Annotated in this window: 23 protein-coding genes and 2 pseudogenes; 7 read left to right on the top strand and 18 right to left on the bottom strand. The window is 66.5% G+C overall.

What is annotated here, in order from left to right; all coding sequences use genetic code 11:
- Positions 1–405 precede the first annotated feature (405 nt).
- Entirely contained in the window at positions 406–927 is a 522-nt protein-coding gene (locus tag ABZT49_RS16135; protein WP_355287056.1) for a helix-turn-helix domain-containing protein, read from the top strand.
- On the top strand, positions 924–2,621 hold the full coding sequence (locus ABZT49_RS16130) for an FAD-dependent monooxygenase (protein WP_355287054.1): 1,698 nt from the start codon (positions 924–926) through the stop codon (positions 2,619–2,621). The genes ABZT49_RS16135 and ABZT49_RS16130 overlap by 4 nt, the downstream gene beginning before the upstream one ends.
- A gap of 127 nt (positions 2,622–2,748) precedes the next feature.
- On the opposite strand, the gene ABZT49_RS16125 is transcribed toward ABZT49_RS16130, so the two are convergent.
- The 6 genes from ABZT49_RS16125 to ABZT49_RS16100 all read right to left on the bottom strand — a co-directional run bounded on the left by ABZT49_RS16125 (position 2,749) and on the right by ABZT49_RS16100 (position 5,434).
- On the bottom strand, positions 2,749–3,222 hold the full coding sequence (locus ABZT49_RS16125; RefSeq protein ID WP_355287052.1) for a YidB family protein: 474 nt from the start codon (positions 3,220–3,222) through the stop codon (positions 2,749–2,751).
- 303 nt (positions 3,223–3,525) lie between these two features.
- Positions 3,526–4,197 (bottom strand): sensor histidine kinase, encoded by a 672-nt coding sequence (locus ABZT49_RS16120; RefSeq protein WP_355287050.1) that lies wholly within the window; start codon positions 4,195–4,197, stop codon positions 3,526–3,528.
- A gap of 24 nt (positions 4,198–4,221) precedes the next feature.
- A complete protein-coding gene (locus ABZT49_RS16115; protein WP_355287048.1) occupies positions 4,222–4,386 on the bottom strand; it encodes a hypothetical protein in 165 nt (54 codons plus the stop codon).
- The gene (locus ABZT49_RS16110; protein ID WP_355287046.1) at positions 4,383–4,790 is read right to left on the bottom strand and encodes a hypothetical protein; all 408 of its coding nucleotides are present in this window, start codon (positions 4,788–4,790) and stop codon (positions 4,383–4,385) included. The genes ABZT49_RS16115 and ABZT49_RS16110 overlap by 4 nt, the downstream gene beginning before the upstream one ends.
- Positions 4,787–5,005, bottom strand: coding sequence for a hypothetical protein (locus ABZT49_RS16105; protein ID WP_355287044.1), 219 nt, complete (start codon positions 5,003–5,005; stop codon positions 4,787–4,789). Before ABZT49_RS16105 ends, ABZT49_RS16110 begins: the two co-directional genes overlap by 4 nt.
- 192 nt (positions 5,006–5,197) lie before the next feature.
- Entirely contained in the window at positions 5,198–5,434 is a 237-nt protein-coding gene (locus tag ABZT49_RS16100) for a hypothetical protein (protein ID WP_355287042.1), read from the bottom strand.
- A 526-nt stretch (positions 5,435–5,960) separates the two neighbouring features.
- Here ABZT49_RS16100 and ABZT49_RS16095 point away from each other — a divergent pair.
- The 3 genes from ABZT49_RS16095 (at position 5,961) to ABZT49_RS16085 (ending at position 8,955) form a co-directional block, all read left to right on the top strand.
- A complete protein-coding gene (locus ABZT49_RS16095; RefSeq protein ID WP_355287040.1) occupies positions 5,961–6,992 on the top strand; it encodes an AAA family ATPase in 1,032 nt (343 codons plus the stop codon).
- Positions 6,985–7,593: a HEPN domain-containing protein gene (locus ABZT49_RS16090; protein WP_355287038.1), complete on the top strand. Its 609-nt coding sequence runs from the start codon at positions 6,985–6,987 to the stop codon at positions 7,591–7,593. Before ABZT49_RS16095 ends, ABZT49_RS16090 begins: the two co-directional genes overlap by 8 nt.
- A 312-nt stretch (positions 7,594–7,905) precedes the next feature.
- Positions 7,906–8,955, top strand: a complete 1,050-nt coding sequence (locus tag ABZT49_RS16085) for a type I restriction endonuclease subunit R (protein WP_355287036.1) — start codon at positions 7,906–7,908, stop codon at positions 8,953–8,955.
- 20 nt (positions 8,956–8,975) lie between these two features.
- On the opposite strand, the gene ABZT49_RS16080 is transcribed toward ABZT49_RS16085, so the two are convergent.
- Complete coding sequence (locus ABZT49_RS16080) at positions 8,976–9,566, bottom strand: peptidoglycan DD-metalloendopeptidase family protein (RefSeq protein ID WP_355287034.1); 591 nt, start codon at positions 9,564–9,566, stop codon at positions 8,976–8,978.
- Positions 9,567–9,707: 141 nt separating this feature from the next.
- Between ABZT49_RS16080 and cueR the strand changes: the two genes are divergently transcribed.
- On the top strand, positions 9,708–10,181 hold the full coding sequence (gene cueR / locus ABZT49_RS16075) for a Cu(I)-responsive transcriptional regulator (protein ID WP_355287032.1): 474 nt from the start codon (positions 9,708–9,710) through the stop codon (positions 10,179–10,181).
- Positions 10,182–10,460: 279 nt separating this feature from the next.
- Here the strand turns inward: cueR and ABZT49_RS16070 are convergent, their stop codons facing one another.
- The 8 genes and pseudogenes from ABZT49_RS16070 to ABZT49_RS16035 form a co-directional block, all read right to left on the bottom strand.
- Positions 10,461–10,862: a DUF305 domain-containing protein gene (locus ABZT49_RS16070; protein ID WP_355287030.1), complete on the bottom strand. Its 402-nt coding sequence runs from the start codon at positions 10,860–10,862 to the stop codon at positions 10,461–10,463.
- A gap of 23 nt (positions 10,863–10,885) precedes the next feature.
- The gene (locus ABZT49_RS16065) at positions 10,886–11,251 is read right to left on the bottom strand and encodes a hypothetical protein (protein ID WP_355287028.1); all 366 of its coding nucleotides are present in this window, start codon (positions 11,249–11,251) and stop codon (positions 10,886–10,888) included.
- Between the two features lie 21 nt (positions 11,252–11,272).
- Positions 11,273–14,422: an efflux RND transporter permease subunit gene (locus tag ABZT49_RS16060; RefSeq protein WP_355287026.1), complete on the bottom strand. Its 3,150-nt coding sequence runs from the start codon at positions 14,420–14,422 to the stop codon at positions 11,273–11,275.
- Between the two features lie 13 nt (positions 14,423–14,435).
- Positions 14,436–16,161, bottom strand: a pseudogene (locus ABZT49_RS16055) (efflux RND transporter periplasmic adaptor subunit).
- Between the two features lie 85 nt (positions 16,162–16,246).
- Complete coding sequence (locus tag ABZT49_RS16050) at positions 16,247–16,720, bottom strand: hypothetical protein (RefSeq protein WP_355287024.1); 474 nt, start codon at positions 16,718–16,720, stop codon at positions 16,247–16,249.
- A gap of 91 nt (positions 16,721–16,811) precedes the next feature.
- Positions 16,812–17,024, bottom strand: coding sequence for a heavy-metal-associated domain-containing protein (locus ABZT49_RS16045; RefSeq protein WP_355287023.1), 213 nt, complete (start codon positions 17,022–17,024; stop codon positions 16,812–16,814).
- A gap of 80 nt (positions 17,025–17,104) precedes the next feature.
- Positions 17,105–17,284: pseudogene (locus tag ABZT49_RS16040) on the bottom strand (nickel/cobalt efflux protein RcnA); the annotation flags it as partial.
- A 100-nt stretch (positions 17,285–17,384) separates the two neighbouring features.
- Positions 17,385–17,801, bottom strand: a complete 417-nt coding sequence (locus ABZT49_RS16035) for a hypothetical protein (RefSeq protein ID WP_355287021.1) — start codon at positions 17,799–17,801, stop codon at positions 17,385–17,387.
- A gap of 414 nt (positions 17,802–18,215) precedes the next feature.
- Here ABZT49_RS16035 and ABZT49_RS16030 point away from each other — a divergent pair, with 414 nt between their 5' ends.
- Complete coding sequence (locus ABZT49_RS16030) at positions 18,216–20,240, top strand: hypothetical protein (protein WP_355287019.1); 2,025 nt, start codon at positions 18,216–18,218, stop codon at positions 20,238–20,240.
- Positions 20,241–20,872: 632 nt separating this feature from the next.
- Here ABZT49_RS16030 and ABZT49_RS16025 read toward each other — a convergent pair.
- The 3 genes from ABZT49_RS16025 to ABZT49_RS16015 all read right to left on the bottom strand — a co-directional run.
- The gene (locus ABZT49_RS16025; RefSeq protein ID WP_355287017.1) at positions 20,873–21,202 is read right to left on the bottom strand and encodes a hypothetical protein; all 330 of its coding nucleotides are present in this window, start codon (positions 21,200–21,202) and stop codon (positions 20,873–20,875) included.
- 417 nt (positions 21,203–21,619) lie between these two features.
- A complete protein-coding gene (locus ABZT49_RS16020) occupies positions 21,620–21,955 on the bottom strand; it encodes a hypothetical protein (protein WP_355287015.1) in 336 nt (111 codons plus the stop codon).
- On the bottom strand, positions 21,939–22,198 hold a 260-nt coding region (locus tag ABZT49_RS16015), incomplete at its 5' end, for a hypothetical protein (RefSeq protein WP_355287013.1). The genes ABZT49_RS16020 and ABZT49_RS16015, both read right to left, overlap by 17 nt.

Genomic DNA, 22,198 nt, shown 5'->3' with positions numbered 1-22,198 from the left:
TCCCCTTCATGCCTCGACGATGTGTTGCCGGACGACGGGCGACCCGTTGCAAGGCGCCATCGGCGCCAATGCCCCGGCCATGGCTCGCCGCATGGGCCACAGGGCCTTTCCAGGCCGGCATCAAGCCTGTGGCCTCGGACTGCGACCAGCACCGTCCGGCGGGCGGAACGATCCGCCTTCAAGCTGTCACTCAACTGTCCTTATGACAGCTTGCTACCAATTTTGAGGGGCAGCTTTTGTTCCGGCGGTTTGTGGCGCGGCCATCCCTGGCCGGCTTGAGCCACTGAACCAAACTGGCTGGTGGCAAACATGGTCAGGGTTGGAACCGATCACCCCGCGCTGTGTTGAAGCCGCAACGACAGCAGGCTGTCATTGTCGCAGGTAGATGACAAATCAGGGATTATCATGCGTTCTGCGCCGAGGAAGGCCTCGAAGGACATCGACCGCCTCCGCCGGGCCTGGTCGGGTCTCGCCATCGAGGTGTTTCGCCTCAACGGCGACTTGGTCGAAGGGGGGGACGCGCTGGTGCGCGACCTCGGGCTGACCAGCGCCCGCTGGCAGGTCCTGGGCGCCGTCGCCCTGTCCCCGGTCCCGCTGCCCGTCGCCCACATCGCCCGCAACATGGGCCTGGCCCGCCAGTCGGTGCAGCGCGTCGTCGACGACATGCGCGCCGACGGGTTTGTCCAACTCGAACCCAACCCCCACCACCGCCGTGCGCCGCTCGTCGCAATGACCTCGCGCGGCGCGACCGCCTACGAACAGGCCATGGCCCGCAAGGACCTCTGGGCCGACGTGCTCACCGAAGGCCTGTCGCCCGAGGCCATCGAAGCCGCCGGCACGCTCCTGCGTACGCTCCAGCAACGGATCGGCGCCTCGCACGGACACATCGCAACCATCGCCGCCACACTGAAGGAGTCCCAGGAATGAACCGCGCCGATGCCAAGCAGGGCTTTGACGCCGACGTGATCGTCGTCGGTGCCGGGCCCATCGGCCTGACGACCGGCAACGCCCTGCGCCACCACGGCGTCTCGTGCCTGCTCCTCGAAGAGCGCACCAACGTGAAGTCGTACTCGCGCGCCAACAACCTCTGGGCCCGCCCGCAGGAGCTCCTCGCCGGCATCGGCCTGCGCGACCTCCTGGCCGAGAACAGCTACGCGATCCACACGATCAACTTCTTCGTCAACGGCACCCCGACGACGCCCATCCCCATCGCCGACGTCGCCAGCCCCTACCCGGAGGTGCTCTACAGCGGGCAGGACGTGATCGAGCGGACCCTCACCGACGAGTTCGAGGCGCGCGGCGGCTTGCTCGACCGAGGCTGCACGGTCACCGGCGTCGAGCAGGACGACGACGGCGTCACGGTGGTTCTCAGGCGGGGCAAGGACGGACCGGAGGAGCGGCGCCGCTGCCGCTACCTCGTGGCGGCCGACGGCGCCAAGAGCACGATCCGGCCGATGCTGGGCCTTGACTTCGAGCCCGAGCGGCTGCCGAACTGCATGAACCGACAGGTCGACGCCAAGCTGTCCTGGCGCCGCTCGCAGAAGCCGGATCAGCTCTGGTTCTTCTACTACGAGCGGGGGTTCGCCGGCATCCTGCCTGTCTGGGGCGGCTACCACCGCCTGTTCTTCCTGGCCGACGACACCGGCGTGCCGGATCGCGACCCCACCCTCGAAGAGATGCAGGCGGTCGCCCGCGAGGTCACCGGCGACGAGACCCTGACCCTGTCGGACCCGCAGTGGCTCACGCACAGCCGGTTCCAGTACGGCGTCTCCCCGGGCTACGCGCGGGGCCGGGTCTTCCTGGCCGGCGATGCCGGGCACCTGTCGCTGCCCATCGGCGGCCAGGGCATGAACGCGGGCCTGCACGACGCCGTCGAGATCGCGTGGCGGCTGGCCATGACCCTGCGGGGCGAGGCGGCTCCGGTCATCCTCGATTCCTACGACGGCGAGCGCGGCGGCGAGCACGCTCGGCTGAGCGCCCAGCAGGCGCGCGGGTTCCGCTGGACCGTCTACCGCGGCCGGGTCACCGACACGGTGCTGGGGTTGGCCGCCAAGGCGCTGCCGAACCTGGGCTCGCTGCTGCAGGGGACCGACGACATGCAGCAGATGGGCGTCGAATACCCCAAAAGTCTCCTGAACGAGGACCGCCTGTCTGGCCTCGCGACCGTGCTGCGGCCCGGGCCGAAGCCCGGGGAGCGCGCCCCGGACGCGGAGGTGACCCACGACGGCGAGACCACGAACCTATTCCGGTTCCTCGCGAACCCGGACGGCCACACGACGGGCTGGGCGCTGCTGTGTTTCGACGGGCGGTCGCCCGAGGCCGGTGCCGCGCTACTCGACGCCATCGGGGCCGCGACGCCCTGGACCTGGGTGCGGCCGCGCCTCGTGCTGGCGGGCCCCCTGCTCGACGGCGTGAGCGTCCTCGTGCTCTCCGACCTCGACGGCAAGGCGCACGGGGCCTACGGGCTGGAGGGCCGGCCGGCCTTGGTCCTCGTCCGGCCGGACGGACACATCGCCTTCCGCGGCGACGCCGGCCGGGCCGACCGCTTGGTCGCTTACTGCCGGAAGGCTTTCGATGCGGAACCGGTACGGTCGACGGGCGTGCTCCTCGCCGCCCAATAGGGCGGAGGACCCGGACGATGCCTAAACTGTAGCACGCCGCGCGACGGTCGGAACGGAACTTCCCGGTTACCGACCAACCTACGCTTCGGCTCGGAAGCGCAGGAACGAAGGTGCCGAGGGCTAGTGGCTATGCCGGAAGCCGGCCGTCCGGCGTGTAGCGGTCGACGGCCTGGGGGAGTTCCCGGGACAGGCGGGAGAGGAGTTCCTCGCGGGACAGGCCTGTGCGCTGGGTCAGGGTCGCGAGGACGTCCGGCCCGATGGCCTGCTCAAGGTGCTGCGGCGCGATCTCCTGGTTCGGCCCCTGGGCGACCCAGGACTGCGCCGCGGTCCCGTGACCGGCTTGCTGAAAACGCTGGAGCATCTCGCCGAGGCCGCTATTCAGGAACCCGCCAGGCGCCTCGCCGCGCCGGTCCCCAAGCAGGCCGCCAAGAAGTTTGCCCAGGCCGCCGCCAGAACCGCCAGTCGTTGCGCCTGGGGAGGCGGGCGCAGGGGCGGCCTGACCGGCCCCGCCGAGCATCTCGGCGATCTTGTCCCGGTTCTGGTAGCCCGCGAGGGCCAGCAGGCCGAGCAGCGCCGTCATCGAAGGGTAGCCGTCACTCATGGATCGTCTCCGGCTTAGGGCAGGGAGGCAGCAGCCATCGACCGATGGCGTCAGGACGGGAAACGCGCCTGATCGCCGATGTGATGCATCCCCTGTTTCGCCCCTTACGGCCGTCGGGACCGCTCACAGTTTCCGCGGGGGCCGCGGCGAGCCGGGAAACCCTCGCGGCAGATCGCGGCGTTTCCAGCACGCCGCGGTTCGCACGAGCCCGATTGCCTCGACTGTGCAGGTCCAGGGCTCGACCCACGCCGCAGGGCAGGCCGAGGCAGCGCCGACGACCACCGAGGGACGGTTCGCGGTTCGTCAGTCCGTCCGCAACGGCTCGTCGCTTGACGTCAGCGGGTCGGGCAACGGGGCTTCGGCCGTGAACACCAGCCCGGTCGGCCGGAAGTCCATCTCGACCTTGCCCGCCAGCTCGGTGGCAAGCGTGCGCTGGATGAGGCGGCTGCCGAAACCCTGACGTTCGGAAGACGCAATCGCCGGCCCGTTGAACTCCTCCCAGCGCAGCCAAAGCCGACCGTGCGCGCCGCCGACGATGTCCCAGTCGAAACGGACATGGCCGGTGTCGTTGGAGAGGGCGCCGTACTTGACGGCGTTGGTCGCGAGTTCGTGCAGCGCCATCGAGAGGGCGAGCGCGGACCGCGGCGGCAGCCGCACCTCCGGGCCGCCCGTACGGATGCGGTGCGCTCCGGACTGGGTGAAAGGCGCGAGCGCGGAGGCGACGATCTCGGCAATCGTCGCGCCGTCCCATTTCTCGCGCGTCAGCACGTCATGGGCGGACGCCAGGGACTTGAGCCGAGCGCCGATCCGTTCCTGCGCCTCGTCCATCGACGCGGATGTGCGCATCGTCTGGTGGGTGATCGACTGGACCGTGGCGAGGGTGTCCTTGACGCGGCGGTCGAGCTCGCGGGCAAGGAAGGCCCGACGCTCCTCCAGCCGCTTGCGGTCGGTGATGTCGAGGGATACGCACACCATGCTGAGCGGCGGCCGAGCCGGGTGTCAGGCGCGGGCGGTACCCGTCATCAGGCGGGTGGCCGTATCAAGGCACGCGCGGGCACGAGCCTCAAGCCTGTCCTCGGCAGCCTGGAGCTGCCGGAGACGGGCCATGTCGCGTAGAGCGAGCCGCAGGAGGATGCGGGCGCGGATGGCGTCGCGGAGCCTCATGCGAGCACCCTCATCGCTAGCAGGTCGCCCACGATGCCGTCCGCGAGCCGGCATTCCTGCGGGGCTTTCGGGCGCTGCGGGTCGTACACGTCTCCGTAATCGCCATGGCACCACGCGCAGGCCAGGGCCTTGACGGTGAGCCCAGCGACCGACGACGCCCGCAAGGCCTCGATGCGGTCGGCGATGCGCATCGGCGCGGCGCAGGCCGCGAAGACCTCCTCCTCGGAAGCCTCGTCGAGGCGACTTACCCGGACCTCTTCGGCCCAGGCCGAGAGGAGTAGGTCGCCGAGTTGCACGAGCGCGGCGTCCTCCACCATGGCTTCGGAGCCGCGGCAATCGTTGTCGACGAGAGGGGCCGCACTCAGGCTGCGCAGGAGCATGCTGCGCGGGAGAGGGGCGATCATGCCTGTCCTCCCATGTCGCGCACGGCGCCCTTCCAACGTTCCCGCAGGTCCTCCCATTCGTCCAACACGGCGAAGCCGACCGCGTGAACCGCATCGGAGGAGGCGGGAGAGTTCGGCGAGCCCAGAACCGCGACGGCCCCCGCGAGGGCAATCGCGGAGAGAAGCGGCCCTTCAAGCCCCAGGACCGCCCCAAGGGCGGGGTTATGCTCGCTCATCGGCGCCCCCGAAGCTCAGGCGGTCTCACCCAGAGAAGCCGTAGGCGAAGGGGTTGCCCTCGCGCGAGCCGCCCTGCTCCCAGGCTCCAGCCGCGTCGCCGATGCCATTATCGTCGCCGCCCTCGCGATCGTCCGGGCTCGGCCAGGACACATTGAGCCCGCACAGGCTCGGTTCGGCGTCGCCGCCGTCTTCTAGGTCAGAGTCGGGAGAAAGCGCGTCGAGGAGGGCGAAGTCTGCCTCCAGGCGGGCCGCGATACGGTCCCGATCTCGTGGATGCGGGCGCGCTCCACATCCATCTGCGCGGCCAGATCGGCTGAACTTGTCTCGCCGAAGAAGTATTCTAGGCCGATGCGAAGGTTTTCGAGGGCCTGTTCCGGGGTCGATCCCGAGTCGACAGGACGCTCTTCGGCGCGGATAGGCCGGATCATGCCACTGCCTCAAGCGGCGATATGTACGGAACCCATAGGGGTTAGCTCTCACGGTGATACCGATCCTTTTGCGGGGATCGGGGCATCTCGCCTTTTCAGGGGCAATCTGCCGGTGCCAGCCGGAGGGGACTGGCGCCAGGAGTCTGGAAACACGCCCGTGAGAACGTGCGCCGCAGCCTTCACCCGAAGGCTCTTGTATAGCCGCGGCACTCCCGGCATAGTAAGCCGGTCGCGACCCACAGCTAGCGGGCGCGTCGATTTCTCGGCGATACTCCGGCCGGCAAGCCGCAGCGCACGCCACACTCACGGTCTGCGATGCTATCCCCGGCAAGGGACCATCGCGGGAGTTTCCAGGCTCCGTGAAAACCATGACACGAACACCCCGCGCCCGGCAAGGCGGCGGGGGTTTCGTGCTGCAAAGGGTAGGGGCATTGATTCGGCATCTCCAGGGCTGCCGTAAAACCTATCCTCAACCAGGGCTTGGCAATAAGTGGCAGCTTAACGACTGTGTGCTTTGGGTGAAAAAATGGCTAAGCGACTAGTTGTATTTAATCATAAGGGCGGAGTTAGCAAAACAACTTCAGCTTATAATATTGGCTGGATGATGTCAAAATCGTCAAAAGTTCTTTTGGTTGATGCGGATCCACAATGCAATCTTAGTGGTCTAATTTTAGGTGACGATTTCGAAAGATACTATATCGAAAAAACCACTCGCAAGCAAAATATCAAAGATGGAGTTGCGCCAGCGTTTAGCGGAAAGCCAACGCCAATTGAAGCGGTAGATTGCGTAAGCCCAAAAAGAGCTCCAAATCTCTACCTATTAGCTGGGCACGCCAATCTATCGGAGTATGATGCATCTCTTACGTTTGCTCAAACGTCAAATAATGCACTTAGCGTAATGCAAAATTTGCCCGGAGCTTTTGCGCGACTTATGGAATTGACGGAAGAGAAATACAATATTGATTACACAATTATCGATCTTAACCCAGGTCTAAGCGCAATCAATCAGAATTTATTTATATCTTCTGACGCATTTATAGTGCCCACAAACCCTGATCCATTTTCACTGATGGCTCTCGACACGTTGAAGGTTATACTTCCTCGGTGGGTAAACTGGAAGCTCGACTCAAAAGAATTATTTGAGGACTCTGCATACCCTCTGACTGGTAGCGTTCCAAAATTTTTAGGAAGCCTAGTCCAGCGATTCAACATCAGAAAAGGTAAAGCAGCTCGACCTTATCAAGATAATATCGATGAAATAAACGATAGGGTTTCTACTGACTTAGTTAGATCGCTCCGCCGTAGCGACATGATGTTAGAGCACAATCAGTACCCGGCAAAGCTGATTGATAACAAATTTTGTCTAGGGCAAATCCCTGATTTTCAAGGACTGCTGCCGAAATCTTACAACGCTGGCGTTCCCGTTTTCGCGCTAAAAAATTCAGAAATCAGAGAGAGCGGCCCTATTTTGAATGGACTTAAAGAAAAACGCGAAATGTTCAAAGAGCAGTTTACTGAAATTTCTGCAATGATTGTAGAGATGATGAAGCATGCTTAATGCCAAGGCCCGCTTTAATGCTGCCTTGACCTCTGTAAGAGCACAGGGCTTGCTCTATGATCACTTGGTCCAAAATTTGGCCGGAACATATAATTATGATGATATTTTGCGGTTTCAAATTGTATTTGCGGTGAGTGCATTTGACAAACTTATACACGATTTGATAAGGGTTGGAATGGTCAATAGTTTTAAGAATGCGCGTCCCCATACGCCAAAATATCTATCCGAAAGTATTTCAATGGGGACTCATTTTTCATTGAGTACGGCTTCGATTCCTCCCGCTGAATATCTTTTCGAACAAGAGATTGTAAAAAAACTTAAGACGAATAGCTATCAAGATCCCGATAAAGTGTCTGAAGGACTATCTCTCATATGGATTGAAAAACATAAATGGCAAGCAATTGCTGGACGAATGGGTATAGATCAACAAACCGCCACAACCACGCTAAAATTGATTGCGGGTCGTCGTAATGCAATAGTACATGAGGCAGATATGGATCCAATTCAGCATGCGCCTAATACGATAACGAAACAAGAAGCTGATAATGTTATCAATTTCATAGATTTATGCGGAAATTCCATAGTGGATTTAGTGATCTAATAATAATTATATTTTACTTTGTCGCGTCTGCATGATGTGCTGTAAATTCTTTCGCTTCATCAGCAATTTAGTTGCTAGTTGTTCGTCAAAGCGCCTATTTGGCACTTACCTCGGCCCCTTGATCGAGCTATCCACCTGCCTGCGCTGAGCGGTTGCAGCATCCTTGAACAGGCCGTCCATGGATGCCCTGGCGCGGGTGGCGGCCGGCATGCTGTCTGGAGTGATGTGGAGCGAACACTTGCAACTGAGAAGCACTAGCGATGTAGTGTTGTGCCGGTGACGAGCGGAGGGTGCGTGGTGGAGTACATGGGCATGAACGAGACCGATGTCCGCGAGGTCATCGTGCGTCCATTCATCGAAAGGCTCGGCTACAAGTATGGAACTGAGGCCCACATAAGAACCGAGGTGACCCTTCGGTATGCTAAAGCTTATCTTGGGCGGAAAAACCCTTCCAAGGATCCTGCGCTGCAAGGTCGAGCCGACTATATCTGCGAGGTCATCCCGTATGGGCGATGGGTGGTAGAGGTCAAGGCGCCCTCGGTTGATCTATCGCTTGACGACTCTGAGCAAGCGCATACCTATGCGACACATCCGGAAATAGCCGCCCTCTATTACTTGCTCACGAACGGCCGTGAATGGCGCCTCTATCGCGTAGGCCGACCGAGTACGCCGATTTTCACGTGGGAGAATGAGCAAACCGACAATATGCTTGTTGCTCTGCAAAACACGCTTGGACCAGAAGCATTCAAGAAGCGGGCTGCGGCGCTAGAAGTCGACTCGGGAAAGCATCTTGCACTTGGTTTGGGATCGAAGTCTCTTATAAAAGGTGGATATATTACATATTCTACAACAAAGACCAACAATCATATGTTCAACGCGCATCTTGCGCAGTTTGATGGAATGCGTGCCCCCATTACATCTGGAGAGGTGTATCGGAATGAGCGCGGAGAGATTGAAGCCAAGATCGCCATGCTAAGCGGCTTCGCGGCCGGCGATGCAATGATGAAGGACTCGATTGCGGAGGCTCTAACATTCCTATCAAAGGAAGAGTATATTTCTAGAGACAGGGAAATCCCAACGATTTTCACAAATTTGTCTCACATGTTTTACCGGGCGGGATCGCATGTTCCGGCGATGTTTGGAAATCCAGGTGGGTCCCTACCCATCACCATAAGCATGGCAGCCTTTACTCATGCTGTCGGATATGTAGATGATCAAAAGTTCCGAGGTACGTTTGAGATCGCGTTTCTCATAGAAGTAGAACCTATTGCCCGACCTAATTTTCAGCAGCAGGCAATGGCGTCTATGTTTCGAAATTTAACATTAACATCCGTCGGAGACTTTGAATTGCATATCACTTGATGATAGACGAACGCCGCGATTTATTCGGCCGTCGCCATCTGCCGACCGCGCGACGCCTTAACGTCCTTGAAAATGTCGTCCATGCTCGCCCGCGCTCGTGTGCCGGCCGGGAAGCCGTTGAGGTTGATGTCGAGCGTGCCTTTGCCTGCGGCCGACGCCGGCGAGCCAGATCCCGACGTGCCTCCCGGCCACTGCCAAGAGCGTTTCATCATCTTGTCGCCCATGCGGCTCGTCGCAGCGTTCTGCCGGGCGCGGCGGGCGGCTTCGATCTCGCCGCGCGGGCTGTAGCGGTGCCCGCTCGCGTCCGTCGCCTCCACGTGGAGGTGGGGACCGGTCGAGCGGGGATCGTGGGCCTGTAGGGCGCCGATGCGCTGGCCGGCCTGCACCTCCTGGCCCACGCCAATGTCGCCGGGGTTGATATGGCGATAGGTCTTGGTCGAGCCGTCCGCGTGGGTGAAGGCGTCAGTCTGCTCGCGGGTGGTGAGCCAATGGTCCTCGACCGAGAAACCCTGGCGTTCCAGTAGATCCTTGGCCTTCAGGCCGTAGGGGCAGACATGCTGGGGCATGACCATGCGGTAGAGGATGGCCTTGCGGCCGGCGGCGGCTTGCATCGGAAGCTCCGGATGTGAGGTCTGACCGGCTCGGACCTGCGCGGTCCCGGTTCGGGATGGCGGGCGGACGCCGGTCGTCGAGGGTTGCGGACGGTTCTGAACCTTCCCATCATAGGAAGGTCAACGGGAAAGTAAGTCTCCATGAATATCGGCCAGGCTGCACGGGCCTCCGGGGTTTCGGCCAAGATGATCCGCCACTACGAGAGTATCGGCCTCGTGCCTCCCGCCGGACGGCGGGACAGCGGCTACCGGGATTACGGCGCCTCCGACCTGCACCGGCTCGGCTTCATCCGGCACGCCCGGGACCTCGGCTTCTCCCTGGAGCGCATCAGGGTGCTGCTCGGTCTCTGGGGCGACCCCGGCCGGAGCAACGCCGACGTGAAGGCCATCGCCGAGGCGCACGTCCGGGAGCTGGAGGAGCGCGCCCGGCAACTCAACGAGATGGCCGACGCCCTGCGCTCCTTGGCCGACGCCTGCGACGGCGACGGGCGACCGGACTGCCCGATCATCGCCAGCCTGGTGACCGGCACCGACGCCCCGGCCTGCCACCCGAACCCCGCCCCGGCGACGCCCGAACCCCCGGCGCCGCGCGGGAAAGCCCGCACCAAGCGTTGAGGGCGGGACGGCCTCCGCCCTCGAACGTCCTGTCGCGTCACATTCTCATCGACTTGCCCATTCCCCCGCAGCAGCAGCCCTTCCTGCCGCCCTTCATGGACATCTACGCCATGGGCTTGGCGCACATCCCCTTTCCGGACTTGCCGCAGCACCCGGCCGCCATGGCCGGGCTTAGCGAGAGGGCGATAAGGGCGGCGGTGGCGGTCACGAGACGCTTCATGTTCGTTCTCCTTGGGTGGTCCGATTGCGGCACGGCGTTCCGGGACGTCGGCTCGAGGCCTACTTGGCGTTCTTCTTCAGCCACGCCTCCATGTCGGAGATCTCCGTGGTCTGGTCACCGATGATCTTCTGGGCCATCGCCTTGGTGGCCGGGTCCTTGGCGTGCCTCAGGGCGATCTTGGCCATCTCGACCGCGCCCTTGTGGTGCGGGATCATGTGCGTGCGGAAGTCGACGTCGGCGTTGCCGGTGTAGGGGACGTCCATGTCCTTCATCATCGCCCTGTCGGCGGCCTTGAAGTCCTTGGTCGAGGCGTTGTCCTTCGGGTCCGGCTTCATCGAACTCATCGAGCCCATGTCCTTGCCGGACATGGAGCCGTGGTCGTGCGTGCCCTGGGCGGCGGCGGGGCCGGCGAAGCCGGCCGACAGCAGGGCGAGGACGGCGAGGGTGCGGAGGCGGGCCATGGGTCTTCCTCTCTCGGTGGGGGTCAGTTGAACTTGCCGCTGGCGGTCGCGCCGTCGGGGCCGGTGAGCTGCACGGCTCCCTTCGGGCTGTCCCCGAGCGCGACCGCGGCCTTGCCGGTGAGGCGGTTGCCGTCGGCGGGCTCCAGCGTCACGCGGGCCGGCTTGCCGCCGACGACGAGGATGGCGGTGCCCTTGTAGCCGGCGGCCGGGATCGGCTTCTGGCCCTCGTCGGACAGGAACACGTCGACCGTCTCGCCCTTGGCGACGAGCTCGACGTGGAACTTGCCGGCGTCCGCCACCCGGCCGCCGTGCTGGCCGGCGGTCTCGTGGGCGCACACGGCGGTCGCGGCGAGCAGGCCGGCGACCAGGGTCACTCTGGGTAGGATCATGCTCTCGTCTCCTCTTGGGGGTCAGTAGGCCTCGGCGGGGCGCGGCCGCGTCCCGTCGGGGGTGGGGTGGGCCGGCGCCTCGGCGTGGAGGGCACGCAGCCGCTCCAGCGGCTTGGCGCCGAAGCGCAGGAACAGGACGGGGGTCAGGAAGGTGTCGAGCAGCGTCGCGCTGATCAGGCCACCGAAGATCGTCACCGCGACCGGGTGCAGGATCTCCTTGCCCGGACTCGCCGCGTCGTAGAGCAGCGGCACCAGCGCTACGCCGGCCGAGAGCGCCGTCATCAGCACCGGGGTCAGCCGCTCAAGGCTGCCGCGGACGACGAGGTCGGGCCCGAACGGCACCCCCTCGTGCAGCGACAGGTTCAGGTAGTGGCTGATCTTCAGGATACCGTTGCGGGCCGCGATGCCGGTCAGCGTGATGAAGCCGATCATCGAGGCCACCGAGAGCGGCTGTCCGACCAGCCACAGCGCGGCGACCGACCCGATCAGGGCCAGGGGCACGTTGCCCATGATGATGAGGGCGAGCGCCGCGGACCTGTAGCGGCTGAACAGGATGGCGAAGACCAGGGCCAGGGATAGCGCCGAGAGCGCCGCGATGGTCCGGCTCGCCTCCTCCTGCGCCTGGAAGGTGCCCTCCAGGCTGGTGAAGAAGCCGGGGGGCATGGGCTCCTTCGCCACGGCCTCGCGGATGGCCGCCACGACGCGCGCCATGTCGCTCTCGCCGTTGGTGTTGGCCTGGACGACGATGCGGCGGCGGGCGTTCTCGCGCAGGATCTGGTTCGGACCGTCCGTCTCGCGGATGTCGGCCACCTGCCGCGCCGGCACCCATCCCGAGGGCGTCTCCAGCAGGAGGTCGCCCAGCCCCGCGGTGGTACGACGGTCCTCAGACAGGCGCAGCACGACGTCGAAACGGCGGACGCCGTCGACCACGGTCGAGACCACCCGCCCGTTCGACAGGCGGCTGATCTGCTCGACCATCGCCGCCGGCTGGACGCCGTAGAGGGCAGCCCGGGTGTAGTCGACGCGCACCTCCAACTGCGGGATGCGCACCTGACGCTCGACCTGCAGGTCGGCGAGTCCCGGAATCGAGGCCATCCGCTCGCGAAGGCTATTGGCCACCCGGCGCAGGGCGTCGAGGTCCTCGCCGAACACCTTCAGCGCGATCTCGGCCCGCACGCCCGAGAGCATGTGGTCGAGCCGGTGCGAGATCGGCTGGCCCACGTTGACCGCCACCGGCAGGGCCGCGAGGCGCCCGCGGATGTCGGTGACGAGCTCTTCCTTCGGACGCTTTTGCCCCTCGTCCAGCGCTACCTCGATCTCGGACGAGTGGACGCCCTCGGCGTGCTCGTCGAGCTCGGCCCTCCCTGTCCGGCGGCCGACCGCCTTCACGCCCGAAATGTCCAGCAAGAGCTTCTCGGCGATCAACCCGACCCGGTTGCTCTCGGAGAGCGAGATGCCCGGATTGAAGGTCATGTTCACGGTGAAGGAGCCCTCGTTGAACGGTGGCAGGAACGCCCGCGGCAGGTTCCAGGCGGCCACGCCCGCGCCGATGACGGCCACGGCGACGCTGCCGACGAGAAGGCTCTTGTGGCGAAAGGCGATCCGCAGCAGCGCGGCGTTGCCGCGCTTGAGCAGCTTGAGGAAGCGGCTGTCGTGCTCCTCCAGGTTCTTGAGCCCCGGCAGCAGGAGCGAGGCCAGGACCGGCGTCAGGGTGATGGAGGTGAGCAGGCTCGCCAGGATCGAGATGATGTAGGCCTGGCCTAGCGGGGCGAAGAGCCGGCCCTCGATGCCCGAGAGGGCGAAGAGCGGCACGAAGACCAGGATGATGATCAGCGTCGCGTAGACGATGCCCGATCGGACCTCGTTCGAGGCCTCGACCACCACCTGGAGCACGCCCTTCGGATTGCCCTCCCGCCGGTTCTCGCCGAGCCGCCGGTAGATGTTCTCGACATCGACCACGGCGTCGTCGACGAGCTCGCCGATGGCGATGGCCAGGCCGCCGAGCGTCATCGTATTGATGGACAGTCCGAACAGGTGGAACACCACCGCGGTCGTCAGCACCGAGACCGGGATGGCGAGCAGCGAGATGGCCGTGGTGCGCACGTTCAGGAGGAAGGCGAACAGCACCACCGCTACCACCAGCACGGCCTCGACGAGGACGCGCTCGACGTTGCGGATCGAGGTCTCGATGAAGTCGGCCTGGCGGAACAGGACCCGGTCGGCCTTGATGCCGGCCGGCAGGGTCGGCGACATCTCCCTTAGAGCGGTCTCGATGCCGCGGGTGAGCCGCACGGTGTCGACGTCGGGCTGCTTCTCGACCGAGACGATGACCGCGGGCTTGGCCATGTAGCCGGCGTCGCCGCGCTTCACCTTCGCGCCGAAGGCTACCTCGGCCACTTGGCGCAGGTACACGGGCGCGCCGTTGACCGTCGCGACCACGAGGGTGCGCAGATCGTCGAGGCTCATGGTCCGGCCGATGCTGCGGATCAGGTACTCGCGGGAATACTGGTCGGTGAAGCCGCCGCCGGCATTGGTGCCGAACTGCGCGAGCGCGGTCTCAAGCCCGGCGTTCGTCACCCCGAGCGAGCGCATGGCGGCCGGGTTCGGGCTGACGCGGAACTGGCGCACCTCGCCGCCGATGGGGATGACCTGCGCCACGCCTGGGATGGTCAGGAGCCGCGGCCGGACGGTGAAGTCGGCGACCTCGCGCACCTGCATCGGGCTGACGGCCTCGCCGGTCACCGCCACCAGCAGGATCTGGCCCATGATGGACGAGATGGGGCCTATCACCGGGGTGACGCCCTGCGGCAGCTGGTCCTGCACCATGGCGAGGCGCTCGGCGACCTGCTGGCGGTTGCGGAAGATGTCGGTGCCCCAATCGAATTCGACGTAGGTGACGGACAGCCCCACACCCGAGACCGAGCGCACGCGGCTCACGCCCGGCAGCCCGTTCATCCGGGTCTCGATGGGATACGTCACCAGCTGCTCGACCTCCGGGGGCGCGTAGCCCTCGGCCTCCGTCATGATGGTGACGGTCGGCTTGTTGAGGTCGGGGAAGACGTCGACCGGCAGCTTGGTGGCGGTGAATGCGCCGTAGAGCACCAGCACCGCGGCGATCGCGAGGACGAGCAGGCGGTTGCGGACCGACTGGCCGACGAGGAAGGTGAACATCGGGCCGGCCTCCTCAGCGGACCTGGTCGAGGAGCTCGGCGCCCTGGGTCACGACCCGCTTGCCGGGCCCGACCCCCTCCGCCACCAGCACGCGGTTGCCGTCGAGCGGCTCGACGCGGACGGGCCGGGCCTCGAAGCGCTCGGCGGTGGTGTGCTCGTAGACGACGTCCTGCCCGTTGGCGGTGCGCACGACGGCCGCACGGGGCAGCGCTAGGCCGGACTGCTCGGTGCCGGTCCCGGCGAGCACGGTCACGAACTGGCCGACCCGCAGGCCCGAGGTGTCGCCCTCAACTGCGAACTGCACTGGGATGGCCTGGTTGCGGTCGGCGAGCCCGGAGCCCTGGTAGGCGAGCCTCAGGTTGCGTCCGTCGGCGAGCCGCGCGGTGGCGTTCCCCGCCGTCGTCAGGGCGTCGAAGCTGAGGGCCTCGACCCATAGGCGGTTCGGATCGACGATCTGGAAGATCATGGCGCCAGGGGCCGCCATCTGGCCGGCAACCGCGGCCGCCTGGGCCACGACGCCGTCGACGGGCGCGACCAAGGTCTCGGGCTGCTGCCGGATTCTGTCGAGGGCGGCGCGGCGGTCGTGTAGGCCGTTGAGCTCCGCGACCGCGTCATCGAGCTGGGTCGTAGCGACGGCACCCGTCGTGGCAAGCTTCCTGTAGCGCTCGACCCGGCGCTCGATGATGGCGATCTGCTGGTCGAGCTCGCCCTGGCGCTGGCGCATGTCGGAGACGTCGACCGCCTGCACCGGCGGGGTCACCGTGGCGAGCACGGCGCCCTTGTGCACCTTGGTGCCGAGGCGGGGAAACAGGCCGGAGGGTGGCGGGGAGAGGCGGCCGCCGACCGAGGACTGGACCACGCCGCTGGCGTTCGGGTCCGGGATGATGCGGCCGGGCAGCTCGACCGAGCGGTGGAAGCCGCCCCGCTCGGTCATGGTGGTGCGAAGGACCAGCAGGCGCTGGGTGGGCTTGGACACGAAGACGGAGCCGTCGGGCAGGCGCTGCGCGAGGTCCGAGGAGCCCGGGTGTCGGGGCTCGACCATGGCCGCCCCTTGCACGGGCGCGCCGTGGTCCTCGTCGCCGTGGGCGAAGGCGGCGTTGCCGAGGACGAGGGGTGATGCCGATGGCGAGAAGGGCCACCGCCGGAGCGACCCGGCGTGCGCGGGCGAGCGCGGTCACGAGCACGCCGAGCAGGAAGGCGACAGCCACCGCGGCGACAAGGGTTGGGTCCTTGGCGCTCAGGCGCTCCCTGACGGCATGGGCGATCTCGGACGCCCGTGCCAGGGCCGTCTGCGCCGGAGCCGGCATGGCGGCCGCCGCGGCCTTAGGGTCGGGCACGGTAACCGTGATTGTGAGCACGTCCACGGCGTCGCCGGCGGCGACAGTCGCGACGAGATCGTGCTGACCCGGCTTCGATAGCCAAGGGGCCGGCAGCTCGTAGGCGCCGTCAGCCGTGGCGCTCGCGGTCTTCGGGCCCGTGGGCGTCTCGACCTCTATGGTGGCTCCGGTCACCGGCTCATTCGTCCGGAAGCGGTCGAGGAACAGCGTCAGGCTGCCGTCGCGGGGGATGGCGACGAGCTCGAAGGCATCGGACAGGGCCTCGCCGCGCGGGGCGATGGTCTTGGAGACGGGCGGCTGGGCGGCGCCGTGGTCATGGCCCTCGTGGGCGAGCGTGGGCCCCGCCAGGATGGCGGCAAGCAGCGCCACCGCGCCAAGCGCGGCGGCAAGACGGGTCAACATGGAAAGGGTATCCTCGCGAGGGGAATGTCGGGCGCGGCCACAACAGGCGCACCTCGGGCGTCGCGCGCATCAGGCGCGCCTCATCTCACGCGAGGGTTCGTGGGGGCTTGGGCGGGGCCTCGGGGCCGATGCCGGCGCGGCCGTCGACGTCGCGCGGGACCAGCGTAACGGTCCGGAACAGGGTCGGCGATAGGGTGTAGCGACCGGGTAGGATGGCGGTCGCGCAGCAGGCCATCGTCCCGCAGCAGCGGGTCTTGCAGCCGACCGGGCAGCAATCGTCCCGGGGCGGCTCGATGCGCACTTCGTCGCCCGTGGTCGAGGTGCGCGCGGTCCCGGGCCAGGCCGGTGAGGCGGTTCGGACTGCGGTCCAGGTCGCTTCGGAGACCGGAGGCGCGACGGCCTTGGGCGTCGGGGGGGCGACCTTGGGCCGTGCCGCCGCGGCGTGTTGGCCGTGATGCGCGTGGCCCTCATGGGCCTGGACGGCGGACGGCGCGACGTAGGCGATGATCGCGAGGATCATCGCCGCCATCAGGCGCACGATTTGCCGGCTGGGGCTCATGGCTCGGGCTTACACCGTTTCGGGTGGCGGGACCATGTCCGCGCGTAGGACGTGAATGCCGGGACGGAGGTTTGATTGCCCCCGCGGCGTTTCAAGCCGCCGTGCGCAGCGACTCGGCCGGGAAGCCCGTCGCGGCGATGGCGAGGGCGATCCGATCCGCCGGACCGGCGGCATCGGACACGGTGACCAGTTTGGCCCCCAGGTCGACCTCGATCCTTGCGTTCGGCTCGATGCCTTGAACCGCGCGGGTCACCGACTTGGCGCAGCCGCCGCAACCCATCTTCTCGACCTTGAAGCGATGCATGACGCTCTCCCGTGGATGACGCCCTGCACAGATGGGGCTTCCCACGATGGGAAGGTCAAGGGTCGGCAAAACGCCGTCGGTCAGGCAGGGAGCATCAATGCCCAGAGGGCGGCCTGGGCTTGGTGGCTGTGGCGGATGCCCTTTCAGCCAAGCCAGCCCGTATAGAGCCCGACCAGCACGATGAGCGCCGCCGAGGCGTAAGGCGCCCGCCGGGTGAAGGCGCCGAACCTCGACCAGCGGCTCGCCATGTGCTTGACGCTGGAGTTGCGATGCATGCGACTTTGGAGACCTCGGAAGCCTTACGGCCGCGATGCCGCATTGCACGGGTGACCGCCGAGGCATCAGCCTCAGCGACGTTCCCTACGCCTCGTCGGGCGGCGGCACGAACGTCCGGAGCCGGTCGAGAACCCTTGCCCGGGCCGCGTCGTAGGCGGACTGCCCCGCTTCTTTGCCGCCGCACCGGATGAGCGCGGCCGCGGCGACGATGTCGGCGACGGCGACGGTCGGGTTGAAGTGCGTCCTCAACCGGCCGAGCTCGTCCCGGGCGGCATAGAGCTCCGCGCGCAGCCGAGCGGCCTCGGCCTCGCGGTCGGCGGCGGCCTGCCGCTCGGCCCGCACCGCGGCGACCTCCTCGCGCAGGGTGGCGTTCTCTTGGCGCATGGCGAGCTCGGCCTCGCGCTGCTCTTCGCGCCACCGCCGGGCGCGGTCAGCGGCGGCGACGCGGCGGCGGGCGGCGGCGGTGGTTTCGCGGTCAGTCGGGGGCAGGGCTTCGGTCATGGCGGAAGGATGCCGGCCCGGCCAGCAAGCCACCAGGGCCTGCGCCCCTCTACCCTATAGGTCCCTACGGGACATGCTATTGTCCGTGACGAACCGTAAGGGTTGGCGCGGGAGCCTCCGAAGATAGGGCATCCGGTCCACCCCGGGAACCGGTTCCATCACCCCTTGCCGACGTCGATCCGGGCCGTCCTTACGGTCCGTCACGGGCAATAGCATGCTCCTACGGAGCCTAGTCCCCAGGGAGATGGCCGCGGGGCCTTGTGGCAGGCGGGTCGCAGCTGCACCATCGGGTAGTCGCGAAGCCGCGGCAGTCGTCGTCCGGCGGGTAGAGGTGCCTCGCCAGGCGGCCCCAGACAGGGACCCGCTGTGACCCCCGCCGTCATCGAGAACGCCCCCCAAGGGGCATCCCTGGCCATGCCAGGCCCATCTCCGACCGCGACCGCCGAGCCGATCTTCGAGTTCCGCCGACTGAACGGCAGCGAGGTCATCTGGTCGGACTACGTCGCCCTGTTCCACCCGCCCGAGAGCGGCGCGGTCTGCGTCATGGCCTACCAGGCCGAGGTCGCGAAGGGCGAGTACCGGACCCGCAACGCCGGGGCCAAGGGCTCCGAGGTCGTCGATGCCGTCCGTGCCCACCGGCCGCGGTTCCATACCCTCTGCGGCTTCCGGGAGACCGTCCCGGCGTGGGCCCGGCGGAAGGGGCTGGACTACCGCGAGGCGCCCTGCAAGGCCGAGTGGAACCTGGCCTCCCTCGGGTCCCTCTGGATCGAGCTCGACTACTACAACAAGCCCCGGCTGAAGGGGCTCTCGGCCGAGGACATGGCGGCCATGGTGCTCGACCGCGTCGCCGAGCGTGACCTGCCGCAGCCGAGTATGCTCGTCTCCTCGGGTAAGGGGCTCTACGGCATCTGGCGCCACGAGCCCTTGGCCCCGTACGGCAAGCACGGGGCGCTCGCCATCTGGAAGGCGACGCAGAAGGCGCTCAACGACCACTTCGTCGACTTCGGCCGGGACATCGCGGCCATGAGCCCGACGACGAACCTCAGGGTCGCCGGGAGCCGCAACGACGGCAAGACCGTCCGCGTCGTGTGGCCCATGTTCGCCGACATGATCGGGCGCCACTCGTTCGCGGACCTGAAGGCGCAGATCCTGCCGTACACGGCCGAACAGGTGAAGGCGCACCGCGAGGCCAAGGCGGCCGCGAAGGCCGTCCGCAAGGCCGCCAAGGTCGCCAAGCAGGCCGCCGCCATCGCCGCCGGGGAGCCGCCCAAGCCGGTGCCGGCGTTCAAGCTGAACCGCGGAACGTTCCAGCGGGCGGTCCAGCGGGACCTGGAGGCGCTGTTCCACGACCGCTTCGGGGGCCGGCCGGTCCCGCAGGGCTCCCGCGACCTGTGGCTGTACACCCTGACCTGCGCGGCCGCGTGGCTCCTCGACCCGGCCGCCCTGCGCGACGAAGTCCGGCGCCTCGCGCCCCTATGCGGCCTCGCCCCGCGCCGGGCGCTGGTGCTGATGGGAGCCGTCCTGCGGAACGCCGACCGGTCGGCGGCGGGCAAGACTCGGACCCACAAGGGCCGGTCGGGCTGCGATTACCGGTACCGGACGAACCCCCGCCGCCTCGTCGACGAGTTCGGCGTGACGGTCGAGGACGCCGAGCGGCTCGACCTGCGCGTTCTCGTCCCACGCAGCCTGAAGGCGTCTCGCACCGCCGAGCGCGCCGCGGCGTACCGGAAGCGGAAGGGCGCCAAGCCGAGGACCGACGTGCAGGCTGGGCGCCTCGCGTTTGGGCAGTGGGCCCTTGAGCAGCACTCGGCCGGCGTCCGCGTTGACGAGCTCGCGTTCCAGGCCAAGGCCCGCTTCGTGACGTTCGGGTCGAAGTCTTGGGTCGAGAAGGCCATGCGCGAGGCCCGCGCCGTCGCCATCGGAAAGCCCCAGCGCAAGGGCGTCCCCGGCCAGCCTCGGAAGGTTCCTGTCGAGGCGGCCACTGCTCCCGAGAAAAACCCTTACGGTTCGTCACGGTCTATCTCGGGACTCGACAAGGCCGCGGCACCCATTGTCGCCGGCAAGCGCGCGTCCTATGATGCTAGTGTCACGGCGATGCACCTCATCACCGCAGAAGCAAGGGCTGCCCTGTCTCGCGATAGGGCGGCCCTTGACGTTCCTGAGGGGTGCGATCCGCTCCACCTCGGGCAGTACGTTCTCGCGAACGGGCAGTGGTACCGCTGGGACTTTGAGCGGCAGACTTCGTACCCAGTCCACGCCGGCGCCGTGCAGTACGATGAGCACGACATCCTCGGTGTCCCGCTCGACCAGGAACTCTATGACGCCTGGCAGGCCGACATCGACCGGCGGCGCGAGGAGGTCATCGCCGCCATCGTCGCCGAGCGGGAGGCCGGTGAGGCCGCCGCCCGGGGCGCCGCCGAGCGGGAGGTGTCGGCATGAACCGCCCCCTCGTCATCGACCACGTCAGCAACGCCGACCTCAGCCGCAACGAGCTCAAGGCCCTGCGCCAGCGCGCCCTTGATACCTGATACGACGGCGCCGAGCCCGTCCCGCCGCACCGTCGCCGGCCGTACCGACACGGGTGCGTCATCTTCCTGACGGAGGACCATGCGCCCCTGCCACCGCCCGCCGCGGCCGCGGGCCAGGCCGCCCTCCGGACGATCCTGAGAGGATGGCGCGGTGACGGCGAGTACGCCGCACTCGGGGCCTGGGACAACGAGCAGGGCGGCCCGGCGCGACGTGTTCGGGGATGCTACCCAGGCCGAGCGGTCCGGCTCGAACCAGGAGACGTGCACACTGTTGACGGGCACGCCGTCGGCGAGGAGGCGCCCGTCGCCATCTAGGATCGAAGTGAAGCCGGCGAGCGCCGTGCGGTCTGGGCGTGTCGGTGGGAACCTCCCGCGCGAGGGCACAGACCTCGTGGAGCCGGCGGACCTTGAAGCGGGCTAGGGCGACTGGCCGGACGACGAGGATGACGTTGAACAGGGCCACGACCTCGACGTGGGCGACGGCCCGGTCGCTCAGGCGGACGGGTCAGCACCGCCGCCGGGTATGGCGGTCTAACCTTGCCGTCACGACGACGGCTGCTTAGGGATGCGGGCGTACGCATTGTCGATAGCCACGACCCACTCCTCCAGGCGGGCGACCTCGTCCTTCTTCATGACGCCCCTAGCCAACGCATCTCGGTGCCGCAGAATGTTCTCCCTGCCGCGACGCCCGACGAAGTCGGGGACGACACCCGCCTCCCAGGCGGCATGCAGGCGGTCGGCTGCTACAGGAATTTTGCCCAGGAGATCTACATACTTTTCAGGGCTGACGTAGCGAGAGCGGAGCTTGCGCTTCCGCGTCGGGGGCGGTGAAAGCTCGGTCTTGGTTGCCTTAGCAACCGACGGGGCTTCCATGGCCTCCTGCTCTTCACACTCGACGCACTCCTGGGCGATAATATGCCGGTCTACGACCGCCAGGACAGCCGATACGTCCCTAGTGCACTGACGCCTTCAAAAGGTACACAGCTCGTTGCGATTTCCGTTGCGTTTGCAAGCGGTTGGCGAGAGCGGGCGTGGTGCGTTCGTCCGCGTCAGTGCACTAGGGTGCATCTCCTCGACGCACAAGTCGCAGAGAAGGAGCCTCACCTTCTCCAGTGCGGCGATGCGCTGGCGAGGCGTCAGCTCGGTTGTGTCGACCCACTTGTTGGGGCTAGTGCCAGGAAGGGTGCGCATCTCGAACTCGGTCATTGTTGGTACCTTCAGAGTGGGCGTTATGTTGGCTGGGACGGGGCCGCCCTATTCAAGCGGCCTCGAAGTGCGCGGCGGCTGGGCTTAGAAGGGGATATCGTCGTCGGCGTCCTGCTGGCCGCCCTGCTGGCCGTCCTGCTGGCCGCTCAAGGGATCGAACTCCGCGAGGGCATCGGAGACGAGCGCGTCGTACTCCGCCCGCATGATGGCCCAAGCTGCATCCTGCAGGCTCATCTGCCCCACGCTGTTGAGGTTGATGATCAGCGAGATGCGCTTCGAGGACGCCTCGCAGACAGCCTGGCAGCAAACGCCGCTTCTCCGCATCTGGCCGACGCGCTCGAAGGCGCCGCACGCCATCTCCCGGAGGATGGTGAGCTCCTGCCGGTGCGGCAGGCTGATCTTGTCAGTGCGAGACGACACCGCGAGTTTCCTTCATGTGGCGGTAGGGGGCCGAAAGGGCGGCGCCGAGCATGACGCCGGCGTCGTGGATGAGGTCGTCCTCGCGGGCCCGGCCGGCGCGGACGTCGGCCTGCATGCGCTGGATCTCGATGCCGACGGCGCCGAGGACGAGGAGGGAGGCGCGGCGCTCGCGCGCAGCCGTGCGGAGGCGGTCCTGGACATGGTCCAGGCCGGGTGTCGTCGTCGACATGGTGGTCTCCGGAG

Source organism: Methylobacterium sp. EM32, from assembly GCF_040593685.1.
Classification (GTDB): domain Bacteria; phylum Pseudomonadota; class Alphaproteobacteria; order Rhizobiales; family Beijerinckiaceae; genus Methylobacterium.
Note: the sequence above shows the minus strand (reverse complement) of the source record. Positions and strands in the feature narration are given on the sequence as shown.

Coding starts and splice junctions, on each gene's coding strand:
- ABZT49_RS16135 (WP_355287056.1), top strand. CDS start 406: ATGCGTTCTGCGCCGAGGAAGGCCTCGAAGGACATCGACCGCCTCCGC.
- ABZT49_RS16130 (WP_355287054.1), top strand. CDS start 924: ATGAACCGCGCCGATGCCAAGCAGGGCTTTGACGCCGACGTGATCGTC.
- ABZT49_RS16125 (WP_355287052.1), bottom strand. CDS start 3,222: ATGAGTGACGGCTACCCTTCGATGACGGCGCTGCTCGGCCTGCTGGCC.
- ABZT49_RS16120 (WP_355287050.1), bottom strand. CDS start 4,197: ATGGTGTGCGTATCCCTCGACATCACCGACCGCAAGCGGCTGGAGGAG.
- ABZT49_RS16115 (WP_355287048.1), bottom strand. CDS start 4,386: ATGAGGCTCCGCGACGCCATCCGCGCCCGCATCCTCCTGCGGCTCGCT.
- ABZT49_RS16110 (WP_355287046.1), bottom strand. CDS start 4,790: ATGATCGCCCCTCTCCCGCGCAGCATGCTCCTGCGCAGCCTGAGTGCG.
- ABZT49_RS16105 (WP_355287044.1), bottom strand. CDS start 5,005: ATGAGCGAGCATAACCCCGCCCTTGGGGCGGTCCTGGGGCTTGAAGGG.
- ABZT49_RS16100 (WP_355287042.1), bottom strand. CDS start 5,434: ATGATCCGGCCTATCCGCGCCGAAGAGCGTCCTGTCGACTCGGGATCG.
- ABZT49_RS16095 (WP_355287040.1), top strand. CDS start 5,961: ATGGCTAAGCGACTAGTTGTATTTAATCATAAGGGCGGAGTTAGCAAA.
- ABZT49_RS16090 (WP_355287038.1), top strand. CDS start 6,985: ATGCTTAATGCCAAGGCCCGCTTTAATGCTGCCTTGACCTCTGTAAGA.
- ABZT49_RS16085 (WP_355287036.1), top strand. CDS start 7,906: ATGAACGAGACCGATGTCCGCGAGGTCATCGTGCGTCCATTCATCGAA.
- ABZT49_RS16080 (WP_355287034.1), bottom strand. CDS start 9,566: ATGCAAGCCGCCGCCGGCCGCAAGGCCATCCTCTACCGCATGGTCATG.
- cueR (WP_355287032.1), top strand. CDS start 9,708: ATGAATATCGGCCAGGCTGCACGGGCCTCCGGGGTTTCGGCCAAGATG.
- ABZT49_RS16070 (WP_355287030.1), bottom strand. CDS start 10,862: ATGGCCCGCCTCCGCACCCTCGCCGTCCTCGCCCTGCTGTCGGCCGGC.
- ABZT49_RS16065 (WP_355287028.1), bottom strand. CDS start 11,251: ATGATCCTACCCAGAGTGACCCTGGTCGCCGGCCTGCTCGCCGCGACC.
- ABZT49_RS16060 (WP_355287026.1), bottom strand. CDS start 14,422: ATGTTCACCTTCCTCGTCGGCCAGTCGGTCCGCAACCGCCTGCTCGTC.
- ABZT49_RS16050 (WP_355287024.1), bottom strand. CDS start 16,720: ATGAGCCCCAGCCGGCAAATCGTGCGCCTGATGGCGGCGATGATCCTC.
- ABZT49_RS16045 (WP_355287023.1), bottom strand. CDS start 17,024: ATGCATCGCTTCAAGGTCGAGAAGATGGGTTGCGGCGGCTGCGCCAAG.
- ABZT49_RS16035 (WP_355287021.1), bottom strand. CDS start 17,801: ATGACCGAAGCCCTGCCCCCGACTGACCGCGAAACCACCGCCGCCGCC.
- ABZT49_RS16030 (WP_355287019.1), top strand. CDS start 18,216: ATGCCAGGCCCATCTCCGACCGCGACCGCCGAGCCGATCTTCGAGTTC.
- ABZT49_RS16025 (WP_355287017.1), bottom strand. CDS start 21,202: ATGGAAGCCCCGTCGGTTGCTAAGGCAACCAAGACCGAGCTTTCACCG.